The sequence below is a fragment of the Massilia scottii genome (assembly GCF_030846495.1).
In the GTDB taxonomy this organism is placed as follows: Bacteria; Pseudomonadota; Gammaproteobacteria; order Burkholderiales; family Burkholderiaceae_D; genus Telluria_A; species Telluria_A violaceinigra.
The window spans coordinates 284,551-306,929 of sequence record NZ_JAVCWM010000006.1 but is presented as its reverse complement, the minus strand read 5'-3'; the positions used below and the strand labels follow the sequence as shown (position 1 = coordinate 306,929).

Below are 22,379 nucleotides of genomic sequence, written 5' to 3'. Positions count from 1 at the left end.
CGCTGCCGGCAGCCTGCAATCAGTGCCGGCGGCCCGATGCCCGCAGCGCCGCTTCGCGTTCCATCCCGCGCTCTTCCTTGAGCATCTTGGCCTTGATCCGGTTGCGCTTGAGCGGCGACAGGTATTCCACGAACACCTTGCCCATCAAATGGTCCATTTCGTGCTGGATGCACACCGCCATCAAGCCATCCGCGCTCAGCTCGAACGGCTTGCCTTCGGCATCGAGCGCGCTGACCTTGATCTGGGCAGGGCGCTCCACACCGTCGTAAATGCCTGGCACCGACAGGCAGCCTTCATCGTAAACTTGCTTCTCGGCGCTTGCCCAGACGATCTTGGGATTGATGAACACGCGCAGGTCGTCCTTGGTCTCGGACGTATCGACGATGATCAGTTGCTCGTGCACGTCAACCTGGCTCGCGGCCAGGCCCACGCCGGGCGCGTCGTACATGGTCTCGGCCATGTCGGCCACCAGTCTGGTGATGCGCTCGCCGAATTCGGTGACCGGCTTGGCAACCTTGTGGAGGCGCGCGTCAGGGTAGCGGAGAATATTCAGTATTGCCATAGGTCTAGTAATTTCGATAACAATTCGGTGATAATTTCAAGTGCTCATACGCATAAGAATTCTAAAACACAACAAAAACACAACAGACCCACAACCGGGTTGAGCATGGTTTTTCTTGCTAGTTCAAGGATTTATGTGCAGAATTTGATCCAGTTCGGCAAGCCTTATCATCGATATCGTCGATAGGGTAGCGTTAAATCGCGCTGTCTCTTGCGCTGTGGCTGGCAAGGTGACGTGTCCAGCTAGCAATTCCGTGTTAATGCCGCACTTTACGGACATCTCAATGAAAAATTTTAGCACAGTCGGCGTCCGCGTAGCGGTTGTGGCGCTTTTTGCGGGACTGCTCGCAGCCCCGACCCAAGCGGCCACCTGCGAATTCCGGCCCAATGCCCCTGACCAGCATCTGGTGGTCAAGGGCGACACCTTGTGGGATATTTCCGGCAAGTTTCTGGAGCACCCATGGTGCTGGCCCCAGGTATGGGGACTGAACAAGGAAGAGATCCGCAACCCGCACTGGATTTATCCGGGGCAGGTGATCTACTTCGACCGCAAAAACAACCGCTTGTCGCTGTCCCGTCCGGGTAGCGGCGATGGCTCGGGCAGCGCCAATGGCGTGCTGCGCCTGTCGCCCCAGGTGCGTACCGAAGGTTTGGGCAAGGATGCGATCCAGGCCATTCCGTCGGGCGTGATCGAGCCGTTCCTGTCGCAGCCGCTGATCGTCGACGCCGACGAGCTCAAGGGCTCGCCGCGCATCGCCGCGGCCCAGGAAGGCCATGTCTACCTCGGCAAGGACGACAAGATTTACGTTCGCGGCAACCTCAAGGGCGGCAGCTCGTTCCAGGTGTTCCGTCCGGGCACTCCGCTGAAAGATCCGGAAAACGGCAAGCTGGTCGCTTATGAAGCGGTGTACCTGGGCACGGCCAAGCTGTTTGCCGAAGCCAAGCCGGGCGTCGACGTGCACACCTTCGTGGTGGCCACGTCCAAGCAGGAAATCGGCGTGGGCGACCTCTTGATTCCGGCGCCGCCGACCGTCATGCGCAACTACATGCCGCACCCGCCCGATCAAAAGGTCGAAGCGCGCGTCATGGGCGTATATTCGGGCGTGACCCATGCCGGCCAGAACCAGGTGGTCAGCATTAACCGCGGCACGCTTGACGGCGTCGATGTCGGCACCGTTCTCCAGTTGTACAATCTGGGCAAACGTGTGGTCGACCCGGGTGCCAAGAAAACGGGCATCCTTCGTACCACGAAACCGACGATCAAGCTGCCTGACGAACAGTCCGGCACCCTGTTCATCTTCCGCACGTTCAAGCGCGTCTCGTACGGCTTGATCATGCAGGTAACCGAGCCGGTGGAAGTCGGCGACGTGGCCAGATCACCGGAGTAAAACCGCCGTGCAAGACACGGACCCCGCCAACCCCGCCAGCCAGGCCGAACGCCTGGCTGCCTGGGTACGCCTGGAGCAGACCCCGGGCGTGGGGCCCGGTACGGCGCAGCGCCTGCTTTCCCGCTTCGGCACCCCGCAGTCCATCTTTTCCGCTTCCCATCTTGCCTTGCGCGAGCTGGTCTCCGACAGCGTTGCGCGCGCCCTGTGCGACCCCATGCCGCACGCCTGCGCCGCCTACCTCGACACCGTGCGCGACTGGCTGGCCCAGCCCGGTCACCATCTTCTCACGCCCGACCATCCCGATTTCCCGCCGCTGCTGCGCGCACTGGCCATGCCGCCCCTGCTGCTGTACGCCGCCGGCCGCGCCGAGCTGCTGTCGGCGCCGGCGGTGGCCGTGGTCGGCAGCCGCAATGCCACCGGGCAGGGCGCGGCCAATGCGCGCGCCTTCGCCAGTGCGCTCAGCGGCGCCGGCCTGACCATCGTGTCCGGGCTGGCGCTGGGCATCGATGCCGCCGCCCACGATGGCGGCTTGCGCGGTTCGGGTTCGACCGTGGCCGTGACCGGCACCGGGGCCGACCGCATCTATCCGCGCCGCAATGAAGCCTTGGCCAGGCGCATCGCCGAAGAGGGGTGCATCGTCAGTGAGTACCCACTCGGCACCGGTCCTTCGCCCGGCAACTTCCCGCGCCGCAACCGCCTGATCAGCGGCATGTGCTGCGCCGTGCTGGTGGTCGAGGCCGCCGCCGGCTCGGGTTCGCTGATCACCGCCAGGCTGGCGGCCGAGCAGGGGCGCGACGTGTTCGCCATTCCCGGTTCGATCCATTCTCCGCTGTCGAAGGGGTGCCATAGCCTGATCCGCGACGGCGCCACCCTGGTCGACTGCGTCGACGACATCCTGATTCCACTGCGGGTGGCGCCGCTGGCCACCCTGGACGTGGCGGCGCCGGCGACAGCCATCCGCGACGCCGGCCAGCTGGCGCTGCTCGACGCGCTGGAGTACGAACCGAGCGGCGCCGATGCGCTGGCCGCGCTGACCGGCAGCGACCCGGGCACGCTGGCGGGCCAGCTGCTGGCACTGGAACTTGCCGGTCATCTCGAACGATTGCCGGGCGGATTGTTCCAGCGCGTAAAGCGGTAAGCAAGCGCGCAAGGGGCGCACGGACGGGGCTTGTGCCCAAGCGAGCTTAACTGATAGAGTAGAGCCATGTTCGATATCCTTGTCTACCTTTACGAGACGTACTACCGCCCCGATGCCTGCCCCGAGCCGGCCGCGCTGGCGCGTAAACTGTCCGCTGTCGGTTTCGACGATGTCGAGATCTCGGAAGCGCTCGTGTGGCTGACCGACCTGACCGAAATGGCGGGCGACGAGACCAATCTGTCGTTCACCTCCAGCGGCACCCGCTTTTACGTGCAGCAAGAATACGATGCGCTCGGCAGTGCCGCGGTCGGCTTCATCCAGTTCCTCGAAAGCGCGAGCGTGCTCAGCCCTGTGCAGCGCGAAATCGTCATCGAGCGCGCATTGGCGCTGGAAGAGTCGCCGGTGGGCCTGGGCAAGCTCAAGATTATCGTGCTGATGCTGCTGTGGAGCCAGGGCAAGGAACCGGACGCGCTGATGTTCGACGACCTGTTCGGCTCCGACGACGAGCAGGCTCCCCGCCTGCTGCATTGAGTCCGGCCCGCGCCGCCCGTATCAAGCCGGTGGCGCGCCCGTTTTCCCTTCCACGCAACGCTTTTCCCCCACTGCCGGCAAGATTGTGGCCTTTGGCATGCAGTGGCTACTTGCGGATTTCCCGACAACCCGCTTATCATTGGCCGCTCTATCGGTTTGTTACAATTTCGATATCAGGCTGGCAAAATGCTGTCTGCTGCGGTCAAGCATGTATGATGCGCGGGCCGAACCACTTAATATAGTACGACGAGAAAACCTATGACCAAAACCCTCATCATCGCCGAGAAGCCCTCCGTCGCGAACGATATCGCCAAGACGCTGGGCGGCTTCACCAAGCACGATGAGTACTTCGAATCGGACGAATATGTCCTGTCGTCGGCCGTCGGCCACCTGCTGGAAATCGCGGTGCCGGAAGAGCACGACGTCAAGCGCGGCAAGTGGAGCTTCGCCCACCTGCCCATGATTCCCCCGTATTTCGCGCTCAACCCGATCGCCAAGACCGAGGCACGCCTGAAGGTGCTCAACAAGCTGATCAAGCGCAAGGATGTCACCCAGCTCATCAACGCATGCGATGCCGGGCGCGAGGGCGAGCTGATTTTCCGCCTGATCGCGCAGAACGCCAAGGCCAAGCAGCCGATCAAGCGCCTGTGGCTGCAATCGATGACGCCGGGTGCGATCCGCGACGGCTTCACGCAACTGCGCAGCGACGAAGAAATGCTGCCGCTGGCCGACGCCGCGCGCTGCCGTTCGGAAGCGGACTGGCTGATCGGCATCAACGGCACCCGCGCCATGACCGCCTTCAACTCGAAGGAAGGCGGCTTCTACCTGACCACCGTGGGCCGCGTGCAGACGCCGACCCTGTCGATCGTGGTCGAGCGCGAAGACAAGATCAAGAAATTCATCTCGCGCGATTACTGGGAAGTGCGCGCCGAGTTCGTGTGCGCCGCCGGCGTGTACGAAGGGCGCTGGCTCGACCAGGCCTTCAAGAAGGACGAGAACGACCCCGAGAAGCGCCCCGAGCGCCTGTGGAGCAAGGCAGCGGCCGACAGCATCGCCATGGCCTGCAAGGGCCGCCAGGGCAATGTAACGGAAGAATCGAAGCCGACCACCTCGATGGCGCCGGCCCTGTTCGACCTGACCAGCCTGCAGCGCGAAGCCAACGGCCGTTTCGGCTTTTCGGCCAAGAACACGCTCGGCCTGGCCCAGGCGCTGTACGAAAAGCACAAGGTATTGACGTACCCGCGTACCGATTCGCGCCATCTGCCGGAAGACTATGTCAGCACCGTCAAGGACACCATGGTGAGCCTGGCGGAAAACAATAACTACCACCAGTTCGCCAAGCAGATCACCGACAAGGGCTGGGTCAAGCCGAACAAGCGCATCTTCGACAACACCAAGATCTCGGATCACTTCGCGATCATCCCGACCACGCTGGCGCCGAAGAATCTGTCGGAGCCGGAACAGAAGCTGTACGACCTGGTCACGCGCCGCTTCATGGCCGTGTTCTTCCCGCCTGCGGAATTCCAGGTCACCACCCGCTTTACCGAAGTGTCCGGCCACCAGTTCAAGACTGAAGGCAAGGTCATGACCAATCCGGGCTGGCTGGCGATCTACGGCAAGGAAGCGTCGACCGACAGCGACAAGGACGACAACACCGGCGGCAACCTGGTTCCCGTGGCCAAGGGCGAAAAAGTGCAGACCGAAAAAGTCAGCCCGAACGCCCTGGTCACCAAGCCGCCCGCACGCTACTCGGAAGCGACCTTGCTGTCGGCCATGGAAGGCGCCGGCAAGCTGATCGACGACGATGAACTGCGCGACGCCATGGCCGGCAAGGGCCTGGGCACGCCAGCGACGCGCGCGGCCATCATCGAAGGCTTGCTGGGCGAGCGCTACCTGCTGCGCGAAGGGCGTGAACTGATTCCGACCGCCAAGGCATCGCAACTGATGACCTTGCTGCGCGGCCTCGGCGTGAACGAACTGACCGCGCCGGAACTGACGGGCGAATGGGAATACAAGCTGTCGCAAATGGAGAAGGGCAAGATTTCGCGTGATGAGTTCATGCGTGAAATTGCCCAGATGACGCAGATCATCGTCAAGCGCGCCAAGGAATACAACAACGACACCATTCCCGGCGACTACGCCACCCTGCACACGCCGTGCCCGAACTGCGGTGGCGTGGTCAAGGAAAACTATCGCCGTTTCGCCTGCACCAAGTGCGAATTCAACATGAGCAAGACGCCTGGCAGCCGCCAGTTCGAGATTGCCGAAGTTGAAGAGTTGCTGGAAAAACGCACGATCGGCCCGATGCAGGGCTTCCGCTCGAAGATGGGGCGTCCGTTTGCCGCGATTCTGCGCATCGTGCGCGATGAAGACATCAAGAATTGCAAGCTGGAGTTCGATTTCGGCCAGAACGATGAAGGCGGCGAAGATGGCGAAGGCGTCGACTTCACCGGCCAGACCGCGCTCGGACCGTGCCCGAAATGCGCCGCCGGCGTGTTCGAGATGGGCCTGGCGTATGTGTGCGAGCACAGCGTGGCCAAGCCGAAGACGTGCGATTTCCGCAGCGGCCGCATCATCTTGCAGCAGGAAATTTTGCCTGAGCAAATGGTCAAGCTGCTCAACGATGGCAAGACCGATCTGATGCCGGGCTTTGTATCGCAGCGTACGCGCCGTCCGTTCAAGGCTTTCCTGGTCAAGGGCAAGGATGGCAAGATCAGCTTCGAGTTCGAGGAGCGCAAGGCGAAAGCACCGGCCAAGGGCAAGGCTGCGGCGGTAGCCGATCCCGAGGGCGACGAGGCGGCACCGGCCACGGCGAAGAAAGCCGCACCGGCCAAGAAAGCGGCGGCCAAGAAGGCGCCTGCCAAGAAGGCTGCAGCCAAGAAACCGGCAGCGAAGAAAGCCGCTGTCAAGAAAGCTGTCGCGGAAGAATAATCCGCTGTACCGCTTGGTGCCAGGTCTGGCATGCGGACACGGGCCCGTCTGTAGAAACCGCATTGCGGCTTTTATGGCCGGGCCCGTGTTCGTTTGTCAGGCCTGGCACCCATCATCATGTTGGAGACGCAATTCATAAACGTCGATTTGAGCCTTCTTGAACGCTGGCTGACTGGCTGGAGCCTGGCCCGCGGAGTGCCGCTTCCCAGGCACCACGGGGGAGGATTGGCAGTGGACGTCGGTTGGCCCGACCAGTTGCGCCGTCACGTCTTTGTGGATGCAGGTGAAGCGCTTCAAGAATGTGCATCCCGCATCCACGAGCCCTTCGTCTATCTGAAGGCAGCGGTCGATCCCGATCACATGCGCCGCGCGCTTCCCGACCGCTGGACGATCGAAGCTCCCCACTATCTCATGTGCCGGTCGACGCCGATATCCGCATCAGCCGCACCGCCAGCAGGCTACACGGCCAGAATGGAAGAGGAAAATGGAGCATCCCTTATCCGCCTGCTTGACGCGGCGGGGCAGACGGCGGCAATAGGGCGCGTGGCGCTGAACAAAGGAACCGCCGTATTCGACCGCATCGAAACCGTCGAGTCTCATCGCAGAAAGGGCCTTGCCCGCGCGCTGATGATCGCGCTCGACGCCGTGGCCGAACAAGCCGGAACGACAGAGCGCCTGCTTGTCGCCACCGAGGCCGGACGCGCGCTGTACCTCTCCCTGGGCTGGCGCGTGCTGGCACCGTATTCCACGGCCGTGCTTCCGGCCCCATCGCTGTAGCGGCTGGCGTTTCAGACCGACCGTGCTCGCATTCGACGCCGATTTCGCCTCCCTCGTCGCAGCATGGCTTTGTTCCGCGCCAAGGCCGTGCTTGACGAGTTGATCGCCGGTTTGCCGCCGCGGTCGTCCCATCGGTTGCAGCACGTTGGATAGACTTCATTTGGAAGGTTCGCTGTCTGCGCTCAAAATTCTAAAATTTGCATCTACTTCTCCAGTAAGTGCAACCTGAACGGCCAAATTCCACTGTTCTATAACTGCCAAGTCCACGGGGTCCCCATTGGCGAGCAATGACATTCCACCTAAAAGGCTGCCAATCTCATCTGACCCAGTAAGCTTAAATTCTTCCTCTAAGAAAGCAAACATGGCGAGGTATGCTTGTTGGCTGGTGAGAAACGTCATAAATACTCCAGTTATACGCGTTAACGGTATGCATTGTCTTTTTGATTGAGCACGTGCGTTGTGTCATTTGCAGCTAATGTGAGCCGGAAACGGCGCTGAGTGCGAGCACGCCCATTTTCAAACGGGTGCTGTCACACATAGCCTCACATCATGGGCACTCGCCCGCAAACGATTGACGCTCGCGCAGCGTTTCCAGTTCGCGCGCCAGGTTCTCTCGCGCGCGCTCGTTGTACAGGTCCGCGAAATACCCATTCGGGTACAGCGTGCCTGCTTTGGCCTGCGCTTGAAAGTGCACCAGGATGCGTTCGCGGCCGGCGAGATAATCCGCCTCCTCGACGTGCTTGTACTCGGCCCGCACCGAGCGCGCATAACCGTCGTAGACATCCGCGGCCTGGCCCAGGATCGCCAGGTCCACGCCCTGCATCACATCCTGCAGGGCATGCCGTGATGCCACCGGCGCCAGATGTTCGGTGGCGCGAATCAGGCTGGCCACCTCAATCGCCACTGCGCCGCTGTCGAGGCTTGAGGCAAGCCACAGTTGCGCGCTCTGTTCCTCATTCGATCCCTTCCCCGTGCCGCCGCCATATACCGCGTCATGGAACCAGAAGGCTTTTTTGAGCGTCGCCATCTGCGCCGCGCTGGCGCCGGCGTTGGCCGCCCACACGGTGATTTCGGTCAGCCCGTGCACCAGATGATCGAGGTTGTGATACGGCCGCTGGCAAGAGCCGTAGGCGCTCTCGCTGGTCAGCCGCGCGAACCAGGCCGCGGCGTTGGCGTCGTCGCCTGGCCACAGGCTGTCCCAGTCCTTGCGCAGCCAGTCGAGAATCCACGCGGCGTAGGCCGGCGCTGGCATGAACTGGCGCGTGGTCCAGTGCCAGCCGACCGGTCCCTGCAAACCGCGCACGAAACTCGAACTGACCGACCCCAGATCGCGCGGCGGCATCACGAACAGCGTTTTCGCGCCGTGCAGCACATCGACATTGGCTTGCTGGATCAGGTTTTCGTAATCGAAGTCGGATGTGTTGCGGATGCCGCGGATCAGGAAATCGATGCCCAGCCGCTTGGCCGCGCGCGCCGTGTAGTCGCCGCGCACCAGCACCACGCTGACATTGGTCCAGCCTTGCGCGGCCACGCTGCGTTCGACGATGTCCTTGCGCGAGGCGGCATTGAACTGCGGCTTCTTGAACGGGTTTTCAGAGATCAGCACAACGACTTCGTCGGCCAGTTCGCGCGCTTCACCGATCACCCACAGATGGCCATTGGTGATCGGGTCGAGCGTGCCGGAGAATGCGATTTTTTTCAAGGTTCAGCTCCACAGGTCGGTGTATCGGTGATGCAGTTGCAAGGTGAGGGCGCGCACGTCGTCCAGCGTACCGTCGTTTTCCACCACGTCGTCGGCGCGCGCCAGATAATCGGCGCGCGGCAGCTGCATGGCGATGATGCTGGCCACCTGCGCGCCGCTCCAGTCGGGATTGCGCAGGGCGATGCGCGCCGACCGGTTCTGGTCGGACGTATCGACCACCAGCACGCGCGCCGCGGGCAGCGCCTGGTCCATCGCCAGCGCCGACTCCCACACCACATACGGCGCCGGCTGGCGGCGCGTCCAGTCGTTTGCCAGCGCCAGCACGGCCGGGCGCAGGATGCGCTTCAATGTTTCATTGGCGGCCGGGTCCAGCGCGAACACGCTGCGCAATGTGCCGCGCGCCAGGCTGCCATCGGGCGCCATCGCATGCGGAAAAGCACGCGCGATCTGCATCGTGGCCGGATGCGCCGGGTCCTGGTGCACCGTGCGCGCCAGCGCATCGGCGTCGATGCACGGCACGCCAAGCGCTTCAAAGGCGCGCGCGAAGGTCGACTTGCCGCTGCCGATCCCGCCGGTCAGCACCAATACCTTGGGGGGAGTGAAACTCATCTTGTGGCCCGTTTAATTGTTTGGTTGCTCATCCAATATTGTCAGGTTAGCGAAAGGCGCGAGGGAAAACAAGTATAATTTGGTCAACCAACCAATTTAAGTGATCCACGCATGTCGAGAAAGCCCAATTCGGAGCAGCGCCGCGCGCAGATCGTGCAAGCCTTGCTCGACACGATGGCCGAACATGGCTACGAAAAGGCCACCATAGTGCTCATTGCCCGGCGCGCGGACCTCACGCCCGGCCTGCTGCACTATCATTTTCACAGCAAAGCCGATATCTTGCTGGCGCTGGTCAAGGCGCTCGCTGCGGCGGCGCAGCAGCGCTACCTTGCGTTGGCGCAGAACGCGCTTGACGCCGACCAGCGTTTGAAAGCCTACATCGACGCGCGTCTTGGTTTGGGGGAGGGCGCCGATCCGGGCGCGGTCGCGGCCTGGGTGGTAATCGGTGCGGAAGCGGTGCGCCAGCCCGAGGTACGGGCGGCCTACCAGCACGCGGTCGATACCGAAATGGCGCTGCTGCGCGAGCTGCTCTCGGCCAGCCTGGCCGCGCAGGGGAAAAGCACGGCCAACGTGCATGCGCTGGCCGCGGCCCTGCTGGCCATGATGGAAGGGACCTTCCAGCTGGCCAGCGCGGCGCCGGCGAGCATGCCGATGGGGTATGCGGCGCCGATGGCCACGCAACTGGTGCGCCGCTTTATCGACGCCGAGCCGCCGGCCTAGTCGTCGCTGGCGCTCACGCGCCAGCCGCTTCCGGCTCCTGGCGGCAGCGTCGCCGCATCGCCCTTGGCGATGCTGAACTGCGCCGTGCCGCCGGGATGGCCGTGCGCCCACGCCATCCACTCGGCGCCGGTGATCAGCCAGGCCAGCGCGCCATCGTCGCGCTCCAATCGCTGCGCGTGTACCGGGCCGGCATCGATGCGCAGCCACTGCTCGCGATAGCTGCCGTCGATGCCGGTTTCTTCGACCTTGCCGGCGCCGTCAAAGCGCATGGTGCCTGCGTCGATACCGGGGCCGAGCGCGGGGAAGGCGATCTCGGGACGCCATTCGCAGCGCGCGCCTTCCACCACGGTGGCGCCGGCAAAGCCGCGCGAATCGATGTGCCAGCGCGCCGACTGGAACCACAGCACCAGTGTCGTGGTATCGCTGCTGCCGTTGCTGCGCCAGATGCCCTCGCGCCGCCACAGGCCGATGTACTCGCGCGGCACCGTCATGTCAGGTCGGCCTTGTCGAAATAAATGGTGCCGATAATGCGGGCACCAATCAGCTGGCGCGCCAGGGCGGCGGCCGTCGTCTCTTCAAGTGCTTTTTTCGGCACTTCGACTGGATCGGTGGGCGCGTCGGGGCGTGTGCTGAACGCGACGATATGGTCGAAGTCGGGGCGGCTGTCGATCTGCTTGACCAGGAAGCGCGTGGCGCCGCTGCCCACCTGCAGGTAGCGTGCCGTGGTGCTGGCCGCGAAGCGGGGCAGCAGGGGTCGGAACTGCAGCACCTTGTCGACCACGATCGACGCCCCTTTGTGCCGGGTAACGCCGCCGCGCTCGAAGTGGCCCTGCACCAGGTCGGCCTTGAAGGCGCGCAGCGGGTTGGCGCTGTCCGGCGCCAGCCGGTCCAGTTCAAAATTTTCCGGAGCGATGGTCCACAGCGCCGTCTTGCCATCGAGCCGGCGCCGCAGCGCCGCATCCTGCGCCTTGTCGGCCAAGTGGATTTGCAGGATCACCTGGCGGTCGTGCGGCGCATGCATCATCGGCAGATGCGAGGCATACAGGCCATCGGCGCCGCCGAACAAGACCATGCCATGCTGGCCGTAGCTCGGTTCGTGGCGCGATGCGGCGGCGCGTCCGAGGCCGGCCAGCAGCGCCACGGCGCCAACCCCGCGCAGTACGAGTCGGCGCCCGTTCATGCGTGCGATCCGCTCAATGGCAGGGTAAGGCGGAAGGCCGCACCCTGGTTCGGCGCGCTGTCGACATCGAGCGTGCCGTCGTGCGATTCGGCCAACTGGCGCGCGATGTACAGGCCCAGGCCGAGGCCCTCGCGCACGTCCTTGGTGCCGGCCCGCTCGAACGGCGCGAAGATGCGCAGCTGGTCTTCCGGCGCGATGCCCACCCCTTGGTCGCGCACCACGATGCTGGCGTATCCGCCGCGCGCTTCCAGGCTGATTTTCACGGGCTTGCTGCCGCCGTAGCGCAGCGCGTTGGTGAGCAGGTTGATGATGATCTGCTCGACCCTGAACTCGTCCCACACGCCCGCCACAGGCTCCGGCGCATGCAGTTCGATGGTGCCGCCGGCCGCCTCGGTGCGCTGGGCCAGGTCGCTGACGATGCGCGCCAGCAGGGCCGACAGCTCGGTTTCGGCCGGGCGGATCGACAGCTTGCCGCTGCGGATGCGCGAAACGTCCACCATGTCGTTGATCAGGCGGATCATGCTCTGGATCTGGCGGCCGTCGCGCGCCACCATCTTGCGCATGTTCTCTTCGTTGAAGACGGCCATATTGCCTTTATCGAGCTGCATGCCGCGCAACTGGGTTTCCAGGAACAGGGTGTTGAGCGGCGTGCGCAGTTCGTGCGCGACCATCGACATGAAGTCGTCGCGCATCTTCACCGAGCGTTCCAGTTCGACCTGGGTGGCGCGCAGCTCGCGCCGGCTCTCTTCCAGTTCGGCCACCTGGCGCTTGACTTCATTGCGCTGCTGGCACAGGGCCACGAACACATTGACCTTGCTCTTGACGGCCGCGATGTCGAGCGGCTTGTAGAGGAAGTCGACGGCACCCGTCTCGTAGCCCTTGAAGGCGTAATTGAGCTCGCGCCCGGCCGCGCTGACGAACACGATCGGCACGTTGCGCGTGCGCTCGGTGCCGCGCATCAGTTCCGCCAGTTCGATGCCGTCCATCCCGGGCATCATGACGTCGAGGATGGCCAGCGCGAAGTCGTGTTCGAGCAGCAGCGACAGCGCCGCCTCGCCCGAACTGGCCTGGTAGACGATGCGGTCTTCCTGTTCGATGATCTTGCTCAGCGCGAGCAGGTTCTCGGGCAGGTCGTCAACGATCAGGAGCTTGATTTTTTGTTGGTCGCTCTTCATTGGATCTCCTTCATCGCGGCCATGAGCGCGCGGATGGCTGGCACCGGCAGCACGGCATCGGGCGCGCGCAGCCGGATCGCCGCCGATGGCATGGTCGCAATCTCGGCGTCGAGCGGGTCCTGCACCACGGTCAGGCCGCCGCAGGCGGCGATGCGCGCCATGCCGGCGGCGCCATCGGCGCTGGCGCCGGTGAGCAGGATGCCGACCAGGCGCTTGCCGTAGGCGTCGGCGGCCGATTCCATCAGCAGGTCGATGGCCGGGCGCGAGAAATGCACCGGGTCTTCCTGGCTCAGCGAAAAACTCAGGTCGCGTTCGATCGACAGGTGGTAGCCGGGCGGGGCGAAGTAGACGGTGCCCGGCGCCAGGCTCATCTTGTCGTCGGCCTGGCGCACCGGCATCGCCAGGCGCTGCTGGAAGACTTCGGCCAGGCGGCTGTCGCGGTCGTCCGGCAGGTGCAGCACCACGGTCACCGAAAAGCCGAAGCTGCGGGGCAGCACAGGCAGGATGCGCAGCAGGGCGTCGATGCCGCCGGCCGAGGCGCCGATCACCACGGCGTCGATCCTGCGCCGGGCCAGCAGCGCGTCATGGACGGCGTTCATGGCGCCACCTTGCGAAACACGCGCTCGGCCTTGACCAGCGGCTCGAAAGCGTCCGCGTGCGCCGAAAAATCGAGGCTCTCCTTGCTGCCCAGGCCAAGAAAGCCGCGATGGCACAGCGACTCGTGGAACAGCCCAAGCGCGCGGTCCTGCAGCTTGCGGTTAAAGTAGATCATCACGTTGCGGCAGCTGATTAAGTGGGTTTCGGAGAACACGCTGTCGGTCGCCAGGCTATGGTCGGCGAAGATCACATTGTCCACCAGGCTGCGGTCGAACAGGGCGCCGTCGTAGGCGGCCGTGTAGTAGTCGGAAAACGCGGCGCGTCCGCCGGCCATCTGGTAGCTGGCGGTGTAGGCGCGCATGCGCTCGAGCGCGAACACGCCCTTGCGCGCGCGGTCGAGCGAATGCGGGTTGATGTCGGTGGCGTAGATGATCGAGCGCTCCAGCAGCCCTTCTTCCTTCAGCAGGATCGCCATCGAGTAGATTTCCTCGCCCGTGCTGCAGCCGGCGATCCAGATCTTCAGCGAGGGATAAGTGGAGAGGTGCGGCATCACGTGCTCGCGCAGCGCCTGGAAATAGGCGGGGTCGCGGAACATCTCGCTGGTCGGAATCGTCAGGTACTGCAGCAGCTGCATGAACGCGTCCGGGTCGTGCAGCACGCGCGACTGCAGTTCGGAGATGCTGGCGCAATCCATCTGGTGCAGCGCGTGCAGCACGCGGCGCTTTTGCGAGGCACCCGAATAATCGCGGAAGTCGTAGCTGTATTTCAGGTAGATCGCTTCCATCAGCAGGCGCAGCTCGATGGTGATGCTGTCCGGTGCATCCATCAGAGCCGCTCCATGCTCGGCAGCCAGACGCGCAGCAGGGAGTACAGGCGGTCAAGGTCGATCGGCTTGGCCAGGTAGTCCGACGCGCCGGCTTTCATGCACTGTTCCTGGTCGTCCTTCATGGCCTTGGCCGTGATGGCGATCACCGGCAGCTTGGCGAAGCGCGGGTCGGCGCGCAGGCGGCGCGTCGCTTCCAGGCCATCCATCCCGGGCATCATCACATCCATCAGCACCAGGTCCATATCGGGGATCTGGTCGAGCCGTTCGAGTGCCTCGAAGCCGTTGCGGCCCACTTCGACCGTGATGCCTTTCTGTTCCAGCGCGCTGGTGAGCGAGAAGATGTTGCGCACGTCGTCGTCCACCAGCAGGATGCGGCGGCCATCGAACACGCGGTCGCGGCTGCGCACCGTTTTGAGCATGCTCTGGCGCTCGGCCGACATCTGCGACTCGACCTTGTGCAGGAACAGGGTGACTTCGTCGAGCAGGCGCTCGGGCGAACGCGCGCCCTTGATGATGATCGAGCGCGAGTACTTCAGCAGCTCGGCTTCCTCCGCGCGCGTCAGGTTGCGGCCGGTGTAGACGATCACCGGCGGGAACGAGGCGATTTCCTCGGCCGCCATCTTGCGCAGCAGTTCGTGGCCCTGCATGTCGGGCAGTTTCAGGTCGATGATCATGCAGTCGTAGACGCCGGCCTGCAGCAGCGCAAAGGCTTCGCCGCCGGTGGCCACCGCGGTGATCTCGACGTCGGCGTCGTCGATCAGATGGACCACGCTCTGGCGCTGGCGCTCGTCGTCTTCGACCAGCAGCACGCGTTTGAGCTTCTGGGTGAATTTGCCTTCGAGCGTGCGGAATACCTCCTTGAGGCGGTCGCGCGTGGCCGGCTTGATCACGTAACCGATCGCGCCCAGTTGCAGCGCGGCCTCGGCGCGGTCGTTGGCCGAGACGATGTGCACCGGGATGTGGCGCGCGCGCGGATTGTCCTTGAGCTTTTGCAGCACGTCCAGGCCAGAGCCGTCGGGCAGGCCCAGGTCGAGCAGGATGGCGTCGGGCAGGAAGTCGTCTGCGGCCTGCAGGCCGTCGGCGGCGCTGTGCGCCACCAGGCAGCGGTATTGCATTTCATGCGCCAGGTCGAACAGGATGCGGGCGAACGAGACATCGTCTTCGATCACCAGCACGGTGCGCCCGCCGGCGACGGCGCGCTCGCGGTCATCGGCGAAGACCGGGGTGCGCAGGGCCAATGCCGGCGCCGCCGGCGGCGCCAGGGCGGCGCGCGGACCTGGCGCGGCGGTGTCGGGCAGGCCCGCGATCCCGGCCGGAAGGGTGGGCGGCAGCAGCAGGGTGAAGGTGCTGCCCTTGCCGGGCGAGCTGGCAATCGCGATCGAGCCGCCCAGCAGGGCCGCCAGGTCGCGCGAGATCGACAGGCCCAGGCCGGTGCCGCCGTAGCGCCGGCTGGTGGTGCCATCGGCCTGGCGGAACGCCTCGAAGATGATCGCGTGCTGGTCGGGCGCGATGCCGATGCCCGAATCGCGCACGACGAAGGCCAGCATGCCGTCCGGGCGCACTTCGATGGTCAGCGATACCTGGCCGGCATCGGTGAACTTGATCGCATTCGACAGCAGGTTCTTGAGAATCTGCTGCAGGCGCTGGCCGTCGCTGTGCAGCGTGAGCGGAGCGCCCGCCTCGACGGCGGCGGTAAAGGTGAGCTGCTTCTGGCCGGCCAGCGGCCCGAAGGTGTGGTTCATGGTGTCGGTCAGCTCGGACAGGGCGATGTCTTCGGGCGCCAGTTCGAGCTTGCCCGCTTCGACCTTGGAAATGTCGAGGATATCGTTGATCAGGTTGAGCAGGTCGTTGCCGGCCGCGTAGATGGTGTTGGCGAACTGGATCTGCTCCGGTTCGAGATTGCCCCTGGCGTTCTCGGACAGCAGCTTGGACAGGATCAGGGAGCTGTTGAGGGGCGTACGCAGTTCGTGCGACATATTGGCCAGGAACTCGGACTTGTACTTGCTGGCGCGCTGCAGGTCGAGCGCGCGCTCTTCCAGCTCGTGCTGGATGACGCCCAGGGCGCTGTTCTTTTCATCGAGCGCGTTGGCCTGTTCGGCCAGGCGTTCGTTGGTCTGCTCCAGCTCCGCCTTCTGGTTTTCGAGGATGGTCTGCGATTCTTCCAGCACGCGCGACTGCTCTTCGAGTTCCTCGTTGGCGGTGCGCAGTTCTTCCTGCTGCACCTGGAGTTCTTCGTTGAGCTGCTGGGTCTCGGCCAGCGCATCTTGCAGGCGGCGGCGCGCCAGGGCCGCTTCGATGGCGCGGCCGATGTTCGGTGCGACCAGTTCCAGAAATTCCAGGTCGCGCTTGCGCGGCTCGTTCAGGAAGCCCAATTCGATGACACCATTGGCCACGCCGTCATTGTCGACCGGGATCAGGACCAGGTGGCGCGGGCTGCCGCTGCCGATGCCGGAGCTGACCTTCAGATAGTGGTCGGGCAGGTTGCCCAACACGATCGCGCGTTTGGACAGCAACGCCTGGCCGACCAGGGTGTCGGCGCCGTTGTAGCTGACCTCGCGCTGGAGTTCTTCCTTGCTCATGCCGTAACCGGCGACGCGGCGCAGGCTGCCGTCTTCGTCGCGTGCGTACAGGGCGGCGACGGCCGCGCCGCTGTATTCGGCCATGAAGTCGAGGGAGGCGCGGCCAAGGCTGGACAGGCTGTTGTGGCCGATGCTGCGTTCGGCCAGCCGGGTCTGGCCACTGCGCAGCCATGCCTGGCGTTCCAGCGCTTCGCCGTGGGTACGGTGCTGGTCGATGGCGTCGCCGAATACCTCCGACAGGCGCATCAGCTCGCGGCGGCCGAAGTAGGCCAGCAGGCCGGACAGCACCAGGCTGACCAGCAGGTACAGGCCGACGCCCCAGCGCGTGACGCTCTGGGCGGACTCGTTACGCTGTTGCAGCAGGCGCTGCTCGACCGCGAGAAAATCGTTGAACGTCTTCCGGATTTCGTCGAAAGCGACCCTGCCGCGCCCGCTGCGCACCAGCGTGATGACATCGTTATTGGCGCGCCGCAGCGCGATGGCGCTGTTGGCGTACTCGGTCCACTGGTCCTGCATGGCCATGATCTGGCGCAGGCGCTCGACCTGGGGCGGATTGTCCGCCACCATCTTGGTCAGCGTTTCCATGGTCGAGGCGGTTTTTGCCCTGGACAGGGTGTAGGGGGCGAGGAAGGCTTCGTCGTTGCTCAGCAAATAGCCGCGCAGGCCGGATTCCTGGTCGACCGACAGCTTGGCCGCTTCATTGGCGTGGCCGATGACCTTTTCGCTGTGTTCCACCATGCTCAGTACCGACAGCAGGTAGGTGATGACGGCGACGAAAATGAGCGCGCTGCCCACGCCAATTGCCAGCGGCAACGCGACGTTGCGGGCGAGGATGCGGCGAAAGCCGGTCTGGTCCATCGTTTTGACGCTGGGCATGCGATCTTCCACGTAAAAGGTGGAAGTTTATACGAAAAGAAATATTTGCCGCGCAAGATTCGGGGTGGACCCGGTACAAGTGTTAGGAGGCTGCCGCCACGCGTGCCTCCCGCCCCAGGCAGCGCGCTACTGCTCCACCTCGATCATATTGTCCCCCGGCTTGCGGTCGATCAGCTTGTTGTCCGGATCGATGCCGGCCTTGTACGGTCGCGCCCCAACCACCATGGTCACGCTGACGGTATTGCTGTCGACGATGCGCCGTTGGCGCAGCAGCGGCTTGCCATCCTTGTCGTCGACGCCGAACTCGATCACGTCTTTCAAAGGCGCTTCCGTCTCGTCGCCAAGTTTGCCGGCGCGCAGCTTGAGCGCGCTGGCGCGCAGAGTCACCTCGTACTTGCCGTCCGCGCGCCTGGTCGCGCTGGCGGACGTGGCGCGGTTCTCGTACAGCACGATGTGCTCGAACAGGTCGTCGATCAGGTAGGCATGCTCGGGCGGCGTGGCGCGGCGCAGCGCGTCGGTCAGCGCCAGCACGCTCGGATACGGCGCGCCGTGGAAGGCGTGATGCGTCAGCAGCTCGTGCAGCACGGCGTTGATCTTGTCTTCGCCCAGCACGTCCTGCAGCCAGTACATGGCCAGCGCGCCCTTGCGGTAGTGGATGTAATCCTGGTTTTCATTGTGCGCCAGCGGCAGCTCGTACTTGGTTTCCAGCGCCCGTCCCATCAGATACTTTTCCAGGTTGTAGCGCAGGAAGCGGCGCATGCGCTCGGGGCCGACCTGCTGCTTCATCACCATCAGCGCCGCATATTCGGACAAGGTTTCGCTCAGCACCGTGCTGCCGCGCGTGTTCGAGCCCACCAGCTGGTGGCCCCACCACTGGTGCGCCACTTCGTGCGCCGCCACGTAGAAGGGGTAATCGATATCCTTGGGATTGTTGTCGTCGACCCGCGCGATGAAACCGATGCTTTCGGAAAACGGCACCGTGCCCGGGAACGATTGCGCAAACGCGCCGTAGCGCGGGAACTCGACCACGCGCAGCACCTTGTGCTGGTAGGGGCTGAAATGCTTCGAGTTGTATTCCAGGGCGGCCTTGACCCCGCGGATCATGCGCTCGACGTTGACGTCGTGGCCCGGATGGTAATACACGTCGATCGTCACATCCTGCCAGCGGTCGTGCCGCACTTCGTAGCGGGCCGACTGGAAGGCATAGAAATTCAGGATCGGCTTGTCCATGCGGTAATGGAAGTAGCGCCGTCCGGCCGACATCCATTCCTTTTCCAGGGTGCCGGGGGCAATCGCCACCTGGTCCGGGCTGGTGCTGATGACGGCGTTGAAGCTGATCCAGTCGGCGTCCACGCCGAGCGAGTTATTCGCCAGCCCGGCCGGGTCGCTCGGCGAGCGCATCGGCGCGTGCGGCGCCAGGCCGTGGCGCTTGCGGTCGCGGTCGTTTTCCAGTTCGAGCGCCGGCTGGTAGCCGATGCGCGGCAACTGGCCATTGTTGAAGAAGGTGCCGTTGCTCAGTACCGGGGTGTCCGACTCCAGCCCGAGCACGCCGCGCGCCTCGAATTCCACGTCGAATTCGAGCGGCATGCGCTGTCCCGGCAGCAAAGGCGTGCTCAGCTTGTAGGCATGGAAGCCGCGTTCGCGGTCGCTGATCAGGGGCGTGATTTTCTGGCCGAAGCGCACTTTCAGGCTGGTGGCCAGACGGTCCTGGCTGATGAACACCTGGGTGACCGGCGCCGTGCCCTTGTTGTCGAGCTGGTAGACGCCGGTGACGGTCAGGCGGCGCTGTTCGGGCACGATCGCCACTTTCAGGTCGACGCCGGTGATGCGCGGCTGCGCCAGCGCCGCGTATTTCTTGTAGCGCAGCTCGTACTCGGCGCGCGTGTTGTCTTTCTGCCACGCGGTCTGGTAGTCGCCTTCGATGTGCAGGCTGTAATACAGGATGGCGCCGCTGCCTGCGAAGATCGCCAGCCCGGCCGCGAAGGTGGCCAGCACCGGCAGGCTCAGGTTGCGGCGCGCCAGCTGGATGCGGCTGCCCAGTTCGGCGTTGCAGCCGCGCGGCCAGAACACCAGCGAGGCGACCATCAGCATCAGCGCCGCGCCGCCCCAGTACAGCTCGAACCAGCGTTCGCGCACCAGGAAGTGGCCGTAGCCGTTCATGTCGGAATACATGAAGGACGGCGAGGTGCCGTACAGCAGCATCGGATGGTCGAGGCCGAGCGAACTGAAGGTGAGCGTGGCGAAGTAGTACAAGATCATCGCGAAGTACGCCAGGTACTTGTGGTTGATCAGCGCCTGCAGCGCGATCGCCAGCACCGCCAGCAGCGCGTACTGGGGCAGATGGATCAGGAACAGGGTTTGCAGGTACAGGCCGACGTCGATGGCGAAGTAGCCGCGGAACAGCTGGATCAGCATGCCGGCGATCATCACCAGTACCAGCATCAGCACTTGCAGGCCGATCAGGGCGAACAGCTTGGCCAGCATCGGCAGCCAGCTCGGCAGCGGCAGGGCGTCGAGCATCTGGGCCACCCGCGCCTCGCGTTCGCGCCACACCAGTTCGCCCGCGTAAAAGGTGGTCACGACCAGCATGAACAGCGCGAAGGCCTCGCTGATCAGTTCCAGCACCTGGTAGGTGACCGGATAGGTATTGGTGCCGTACATGGAGCCGAGGTTGAGCGAGGCGCCGAACACGGCCAGCACGCCGGCCAGGGCGATCACGGCGAAGTAGACATCCTTGACCGATTCGCGCAGGTTGAGCCAGCTCGACCTGAGCAGCAGCAGGGCCAGGCTGCGCTGCAGGAAGTCCGGCGTTTCCTGCGAGGCAATGGCGCTGTGCGAGAGGCGCTGCGCGACTTCTCCCTCGGCGCGTCCGGGCGGGCGGCTGCCGGCCGTGGCGGTGAACTGGAAGCGCCAGTAGCCGAGCAGCAGCACCACCAGCGCGAAGCCGCACCACAGGGCGCGGTTGTACAGGACCACGCCCTCGAAGGCAATCGCGCGGCTGTTGCGCTCGGCGATGGTCCAGTATTCGGTGATGCGGATCAGGGCGGTGGTGCCGAAGGGATCGATCAGCGCGGCCAGGGTTTTGTAGTCGAGGTCGCGCGCCAGCGAGGGCGCGACGATGTAGCCGATCATCATCACCACGCTGGCCACGTACACCGGCAGCATGCGCCGGGTCAGGGCCGCCAGCACGAAGAAGATCGCGCCGAAAATGAAGATGTTGGGGAGAATCACGAACAGGTAGGGCCGCAGGTACATCCAGGCCCCGGACGGGCCCAGGCGGTCGGCTTCGATGCCGGGGATGTAGGTGCCCAGCCAGGCGCCCAGCACGATGCTGGAAAACACCACCGCCAGGGTCAGCGCGGCCCCGAGAAAGCGCCCGAACACGTAGTCGTGCTTGGCGATCGGCGCGCTGAAGAAGAAATGGTGCATGTCGTATTCAAAATCCTGCTGCACCGAGCGCCCCATCATGGCGGCCATCACGACCACGCCCAGGCAGCCGAGGAAGGCCGCGGTCAGCGCGATCGAGCGCGGGGAGTTGATGAACAGGCGCCCCCCGAAAGTGACGTAGGCATCCTTGAACACGCCGCCGGCGGCAGCCATCCACAGCATCGCCAGCGCGAAGAACATGCCGAAGTAGACCCAGGTCGATAGCAGCTTGAGCCGCTGGCGCGCTTCAAACAGGGCGATTGCCAACATGGACGCCACCTTCAACAGTTGCTGGCCGCGACGTGGCGTCCGGCGATGGTGGCGAAGTAGACATCCTCGAGGTCGCCGGCGGCCGGCTCGAAGCCATCGCCTGGATCTTGCTCGGAGTACACGTGAATCAGGGTGCGGCCGGTCAGCAGGCGGGTCGAGATCACCGCGTGTTCTTTCTGGAAATGGGCCAGCTCGTGCTTGGCGACGAAACGCGCCCAGATATGGCCGTCGATATCGTCGATCAGCCTTTGCGGCTCGCCGCACAGCAGCACGTGGCCTTTGTTGATGATCGCCATGTTGGCGCACAGATCGGAGACGTCCGACACGATGTGGGTCGACAGCAGCACGGTCTTGTCGTCGCCGATGTCGGAGAGCAGGTTGTGGAAGCGCACCCGTTCCTGCGGGTCGAGGCCGGCGGTCGGTTCATCGACGATGATCAGCTGCGGGTCGCCCAGCAGGGCCTGGGCAATGCCGAAGCGCTGGCGCATGCCGCCCGAAAAGGTGCCGAGGCGCTGGTTGCGCACTTCAAACAGATTGGTTTGCTGCAGCAGGCCGTCGACCACTTCGCGGCGCCGGCCGCGGTGCGACAAGCCCTTGAGCACGGCAAAATGGTCGAGCAGTTCGTAGGCCGTGACCTTGGGATACAGGCCGAAGTCCTGGGGCAGGTAGCCGAGCAGGCGGCGGATATCGTCCTTGTCGTCGAGCACGTCGAGGTCGCCGAAGAAGACCGAACCGGCGTCGCACTCCTGCAAGGTGGCGAGGGTGCGCATCAGGGTCGACTTGCCCGCCCCGTTCGGGCCGAGCAGGCCGAACATCCCGCTGGGGATGGTGAGGGTAACTTTATCCAAGGCAACTACGCCATTGGCGTAGGTCTTGGATAAATTCCTGATGCGTAATTCCATGCCTGACTCCTGATACGGTCGCTGTACGTACGCCTGGCGGGTAGCTGAGCGCACTTTCTAGAGTTGCATTGTATAAAATTTGACCGCGCCACGGCCGCCCGTTGCGACGCACCGCAATTTGATGGGCTCAGATTGCACAAATGGGGGAGTGGATGAGTGGGGTTTGGCCATCAAGAACCGTCTTGTCCGCC

18 protein-coding genes are annotated in these 22,379 nt (G+C 64.2%); 6 read left to right on the top strand and 12 right to left on the bottom strand.

Annotated elements, in window-relative coordinates:
- Positions 1-19 precede the first annotated feature (19 nt).
- The gene (gene def / locus RBA41_RS10930) at positions 20-562 is read right to left on the bottom strand and encodes a peptide deformylase (RefSeq protein ID WP_306623702.1); all 543 of its coding nucleotides are present in this window, start codon (positions 560-562) and stop codon (positions 20-22) included.
- A 283-nt stretch (positions 563-845) separates the two neighbouring features.
- Here def and RBA41_RS10925 point away from each other — a divergent pair, with 283 nt between their 5' ends.
- The 5 genes from RBA41_RS10925 to RBA41_RS10905 all read left to right on the top strand — a co-directional run bounded on the left by RBA41_RS10925 (position 846) and on the right by RBA41_RS10905 (position 7,326).
- On the top strand, positions 846-1,949 hold the full coding sequence (locus RBA41_RS10925; protein ID WP_306623701.1) for a LysM peptidoglycan-binding domain-containing protein: 1,104 nt from the start codon (positions 846-848) through the stop codon (positions 1,947-1,949).
- Between the two features lie 7 nt (positions 1,950-1,956).
- Positions 1,957-3,087: a DNA-processing protein DprA gene (gene dprA / locus RBA41_RS10920; RefSeq protein WP_306623700.1), complete on the top strand. Its 1,131-nt coding sequence runs from the start codon at positions 1,957-1,959 to the stop codon at positions 3,085-3,087.
- 66 nt (positions 3,088-3,153) lie between these two features.
- Complete coding sequence (locus RBA41_RS10915; RefSeq protein ID WP_099874256.1) at positions 3,154-3,618, top strand: Smg family protein; 465 nt, start codon at positions 3,154-3,156, stop codon at positions 3,616-3,618.
- Between the two features lie 258 nt (positions 3,619-3,876).
- Entirely contained in the window at positions 3,877-6,549 is a 2,673-nt protein-coding gene (locus RBA41_RS10910; RefSeq protein ID WP_306623699.1) for a DNA topoisomerase III, read from the top strand.
- 117 nt (positions 6,550-6,666) lie between these two features.
- Positions 6,667-7,326 carry a GNAT family N-acetyltransferase gene (locus tag RBA41_RS10905; RefSeq protein ID WP_306623696.1) on the top strand — a complete coding sequence of 220 codons (660 nt, stop codon included), beginning with the start codon at positions 6,667-6,669 and terminating at the stop codon, positions 7,324-7,326.
- Between the two features lie 156 nt (positions 7,327-7,482).
- On the opposite strand, the gene RBA41_RS10900 is transcribed toward RBA41_RS10905, so the two are convergent.
- The 3 genes from RBA41_RS10900 to coaE form a co-directional block, all read right to left on the bottom strand.
- Positions 7,483-7,725 (bottom strand): hypothetical protein, encoded by a 243-nt coding sequence (locus RBA41_RS10900; protein ID WP_306623695.1) that lies wholly within the window; start codon positions 7,723-7,725, stop codon positions 7,483-7,485.
- A gap of 148 nt (positions 7,726-7,873) precedes the next feature.
- Entirely contained in the window at positions 7,874-9,028 is a 1,155-nt protein-coding gene (gene coaD, locus RBA41_RS10895) for a pantetheine-phosphate adenylyltransferase (RefSeq protein ID WP_306623693.1), read from the bottom strand.
- A gap of 3 nt (positions 9,029-9,031) precedes the next feature.
- Positions 9,032-9,637, bottom strand: coding sequence for a dephospho-CoA kinase (coaE, locus tag RBA41_RS10890; RefSeq protein ID WP_306623692.1), 606 nt, complete (start codon positions 9,635-9,637; stop codon positions 9,032-9,034).
- A gap of 111 nt (positions 9,638-9,748) precedes the next feature.
- On the opposite strand from coaE, the gene RBA41_RS10885 reads away from it, so the two are divergent.
- Entirely contained in the window at positions 9,749-10,357 is a 609-nt protein-coding gene (locus RBA41_RS10885; protein ID WP_306623691.1) for a TetR/AcrR family transcriptional regulator, read from the top strand.
- Here the strand turns inward: RBA41_RS10885 and RBA41_RS10880 are convergent.
- The 8 genes from RBA41_RS10880 to RBA41_RS10845 form a co-directional block, all read right to left on the bottom strand.
- A complete protein-coding gene (locus tag RBA41_RS10880; protein WP_306623690.1) occupies positions 10,354-10,848 on the bottom strand; it encodes a hypothetical protein in 495 nt (164 codons plus the stop codon). The two genes, RBA41_RS10885 and RBA41_RS10880, sit on opposite strands and share 4 nt — an antisense overlap.
- A complete protein-coding gene (locus tag RBA41_RS10875) occupies positions 10,845-11,537 on the bottom strand; it encodes a hypothetical protein (protein WP_306623689.1) in 693 nt (230 codons plus the stop codon). Before RBA41_RS10875 ends, RBA41_RS10880 begins: the two co-directional genes overlap by 4 nt.
- On the bottom strand, positions 11,534-12,712 hold the full coding sequence (locus tag RBA41_RS10870) for a hybrid sensor histidine kinase/response regulator (protein WP_306623688.1): 1,179 nt from the start codon (positions 12,710-12,712) through the stop codon (positions 11,534-11,536). Before RBA41_RS10870 ends, RBA41_RS10875 begins: the two co-directional genes overlap by 4 nt.
- A complete protein-coding gene (locus RBA41_RS10865; RefSeq protein ID WP_306623687.1) occupies positions 12,709-13,311 on the bottom strand; it encodes a chemotaxis protein CheB in 603 nt (200 codons plus the stop codon). Before RBA41_RS10865 ends, RBA41_RS10870 begins: the two co-directional genes overlap by 4 nt.
- Positions 13,308-14,135 carry a CheR family methyltransferase gene (locus tag RBA41_RS10860; RefSeq protein ID WP_306623686.1) on the bottom strand — a complete coding sequence of 276 codons (828 nt, stop codon included), beginning with the start codon at positions 14,133-14,135 and terminating at the stop codon, positions 13,308-13,310. Before RBA41_RS10860 ends, RBA41_RS10865 begins: the two co-directional genes overlap by 4 nt.
- Positions 14,135-17,590 (bottom strand): response regulator, encoded by a 3,456-nt coding sequence (locus tag RBA41_RS10855; protein WP_306623685.1) that lies wholly within the window; start codon positions 17,588-17,590, stop codon positions 14,135-14,137. The genes RBA41_RS10860 and RBA41_RS10855 overlap by 1 nt, the downstream gene beginning before the upstream one ends.
- 126 nt (positions 17,591-17,716) lie before the next feature.
- Positions 17,717-21,286 carry an ABC transporter permease/M1 family aminopeptidase gene (locus RBA41_RS10850; protein ID WP_306623684.1) on the bottom strand — a complete coding sequence of 1,190 codons (3,570 nt, stop codon included), beginning with the start codon at positions 21,284-21,286 and terminating at the stop codon, positions 17,717-17,719.
- A gap of 11 nt (positions 21,287-21,297) precedes the next feature.
- Positions 21,298-22,188: an ABC transporter ATP-binding protein gene (locus RBA41_RS10845; protein ID WP_306623683.1), complete on the bottom strand. Its 891-nt coding sequence runs from the start codon at positions 22,186-22,188 to the stop codon at positions 21,298-21,300.
- Between the last annotated feature and the right edge of the window lie 191 nt (positions 22,189-22,379).

Excerpts from the sequence above, each read along its gene's own strand:
- RBA41_RS10850 (WP_306623684.1), bottom strand. The coding sequence starts at position 21,286 with ATGTTGGCAATCGCCCTGTTTGAAGCGCGCCAGCGGCTCAAGCTGCTA.
- RBA41_RS10885 (WP_306623691.1), top strand. The coding sequence starts at position 9,749 with ATGTCGAGAAAGCCCAATTCGGAGCAGCGCCGCGCGCAGATCGTGCAA.
- RBA41_RS10900 (WP_306623695.1), bottom strand. The coding sequence starts at position 7,725 with ATGACGTTTCTCACCAGCCAACAAGCATACCTCGCCATGTTTGCTTTC.
- RBA41_RS10915 (WP_099874256.1), top strand. The coding sequence starts at position 3,154 with ATGTTCGATATCCTTGTCTACCTTTACGAGACGTACTACCGCCCCGAT.
- RBA41_RS10910 (WP_306623699.1), top strand. The coding sequence starts at position 3,877 with ATGACCAAAACCCTCATCATCGCCGAGAAGCCCTCCGTCGCGAACGAT.
- RBA41_RS10875 (WP_306623689.1), bottom strand. The coding sequence starts at position 11,537 with ATGAACGGGCGCCGACTCGTACTGCGCGGGGTTGGCGCCGTGGCGCTG.
- RBA41_RS10905 (WP_306623696.1), top strand. The coding sequence starts at position 6,667 with ATGTTGGAGACGCAATTCATAAACGTCGATTTGAGCCTTCTTGAACGC.
- RBA41_RS10870 (WP_306623688.1), bottom strand. The coding sequence starts at position 12,712 with ATGAAGAGCGACCAACAAAAAATCAAGCTCCTGATCGTTGACGACCTG.
- RBA41_RS10925 (WP_306623701.1), top strand. The coding sequence starts at position 846 with ATGAAAAATTTTAGCACAGTCGGCGTCCGCGTAGCGGTTGTGGCGCTT.
- RBA41_RS10880 (WP_306623690.1), bottom strand. The coding sequence starts at position 10,848 with ATGACGGTGCCGCGCGAGTACATCGGCCTGTGGCGGCGCGAGGGCATC.
- RBA41_RS10860 (WP_306623686.1), bottom strand. The coding sequence starts at position 14,135 with ATGGATGCACCGGACAGCATCACCATCGAGCTGCGCCTGCTGATGGAA.
- RBA41_RS10845 (WP_306623683.1), bottom strand. The coding sequence starts at position 22,188 with ATGGAATTACGCATCAGGAATTTATCCAAGACCTACGCCAATGGCGTA.
- coaE (WP_306623692.1), bottom strand. The coding sequence starts at position 9,637 with ATGAGTTTCACTCCCCCCAAGGTATTGGTGCTGACCGGCGGGATCGGC.
- def (WP_306623702.1), bottom strand. The coding sequence starts at position 562 with ATGGCAATACTGAATATTCTCCGCTACCCTGACGCGCGCCTCCACAAG.
- RBA41_RS10865 (WP_306623687.1), bottom strand. The coding sequence starts at position 13,311 with ATGAACGCCGTCCATGACGCGCTGCTGGCCCGGCGCAGGATCGACGCC.
- RBA41_RS10855 (WP_306623685.1), bottom strand. The coding sequence starts at position 17,590 with ATGCCCAGCGTCAAAACGATGGACCAGACCGGCTTTCGCCGCATCCTC.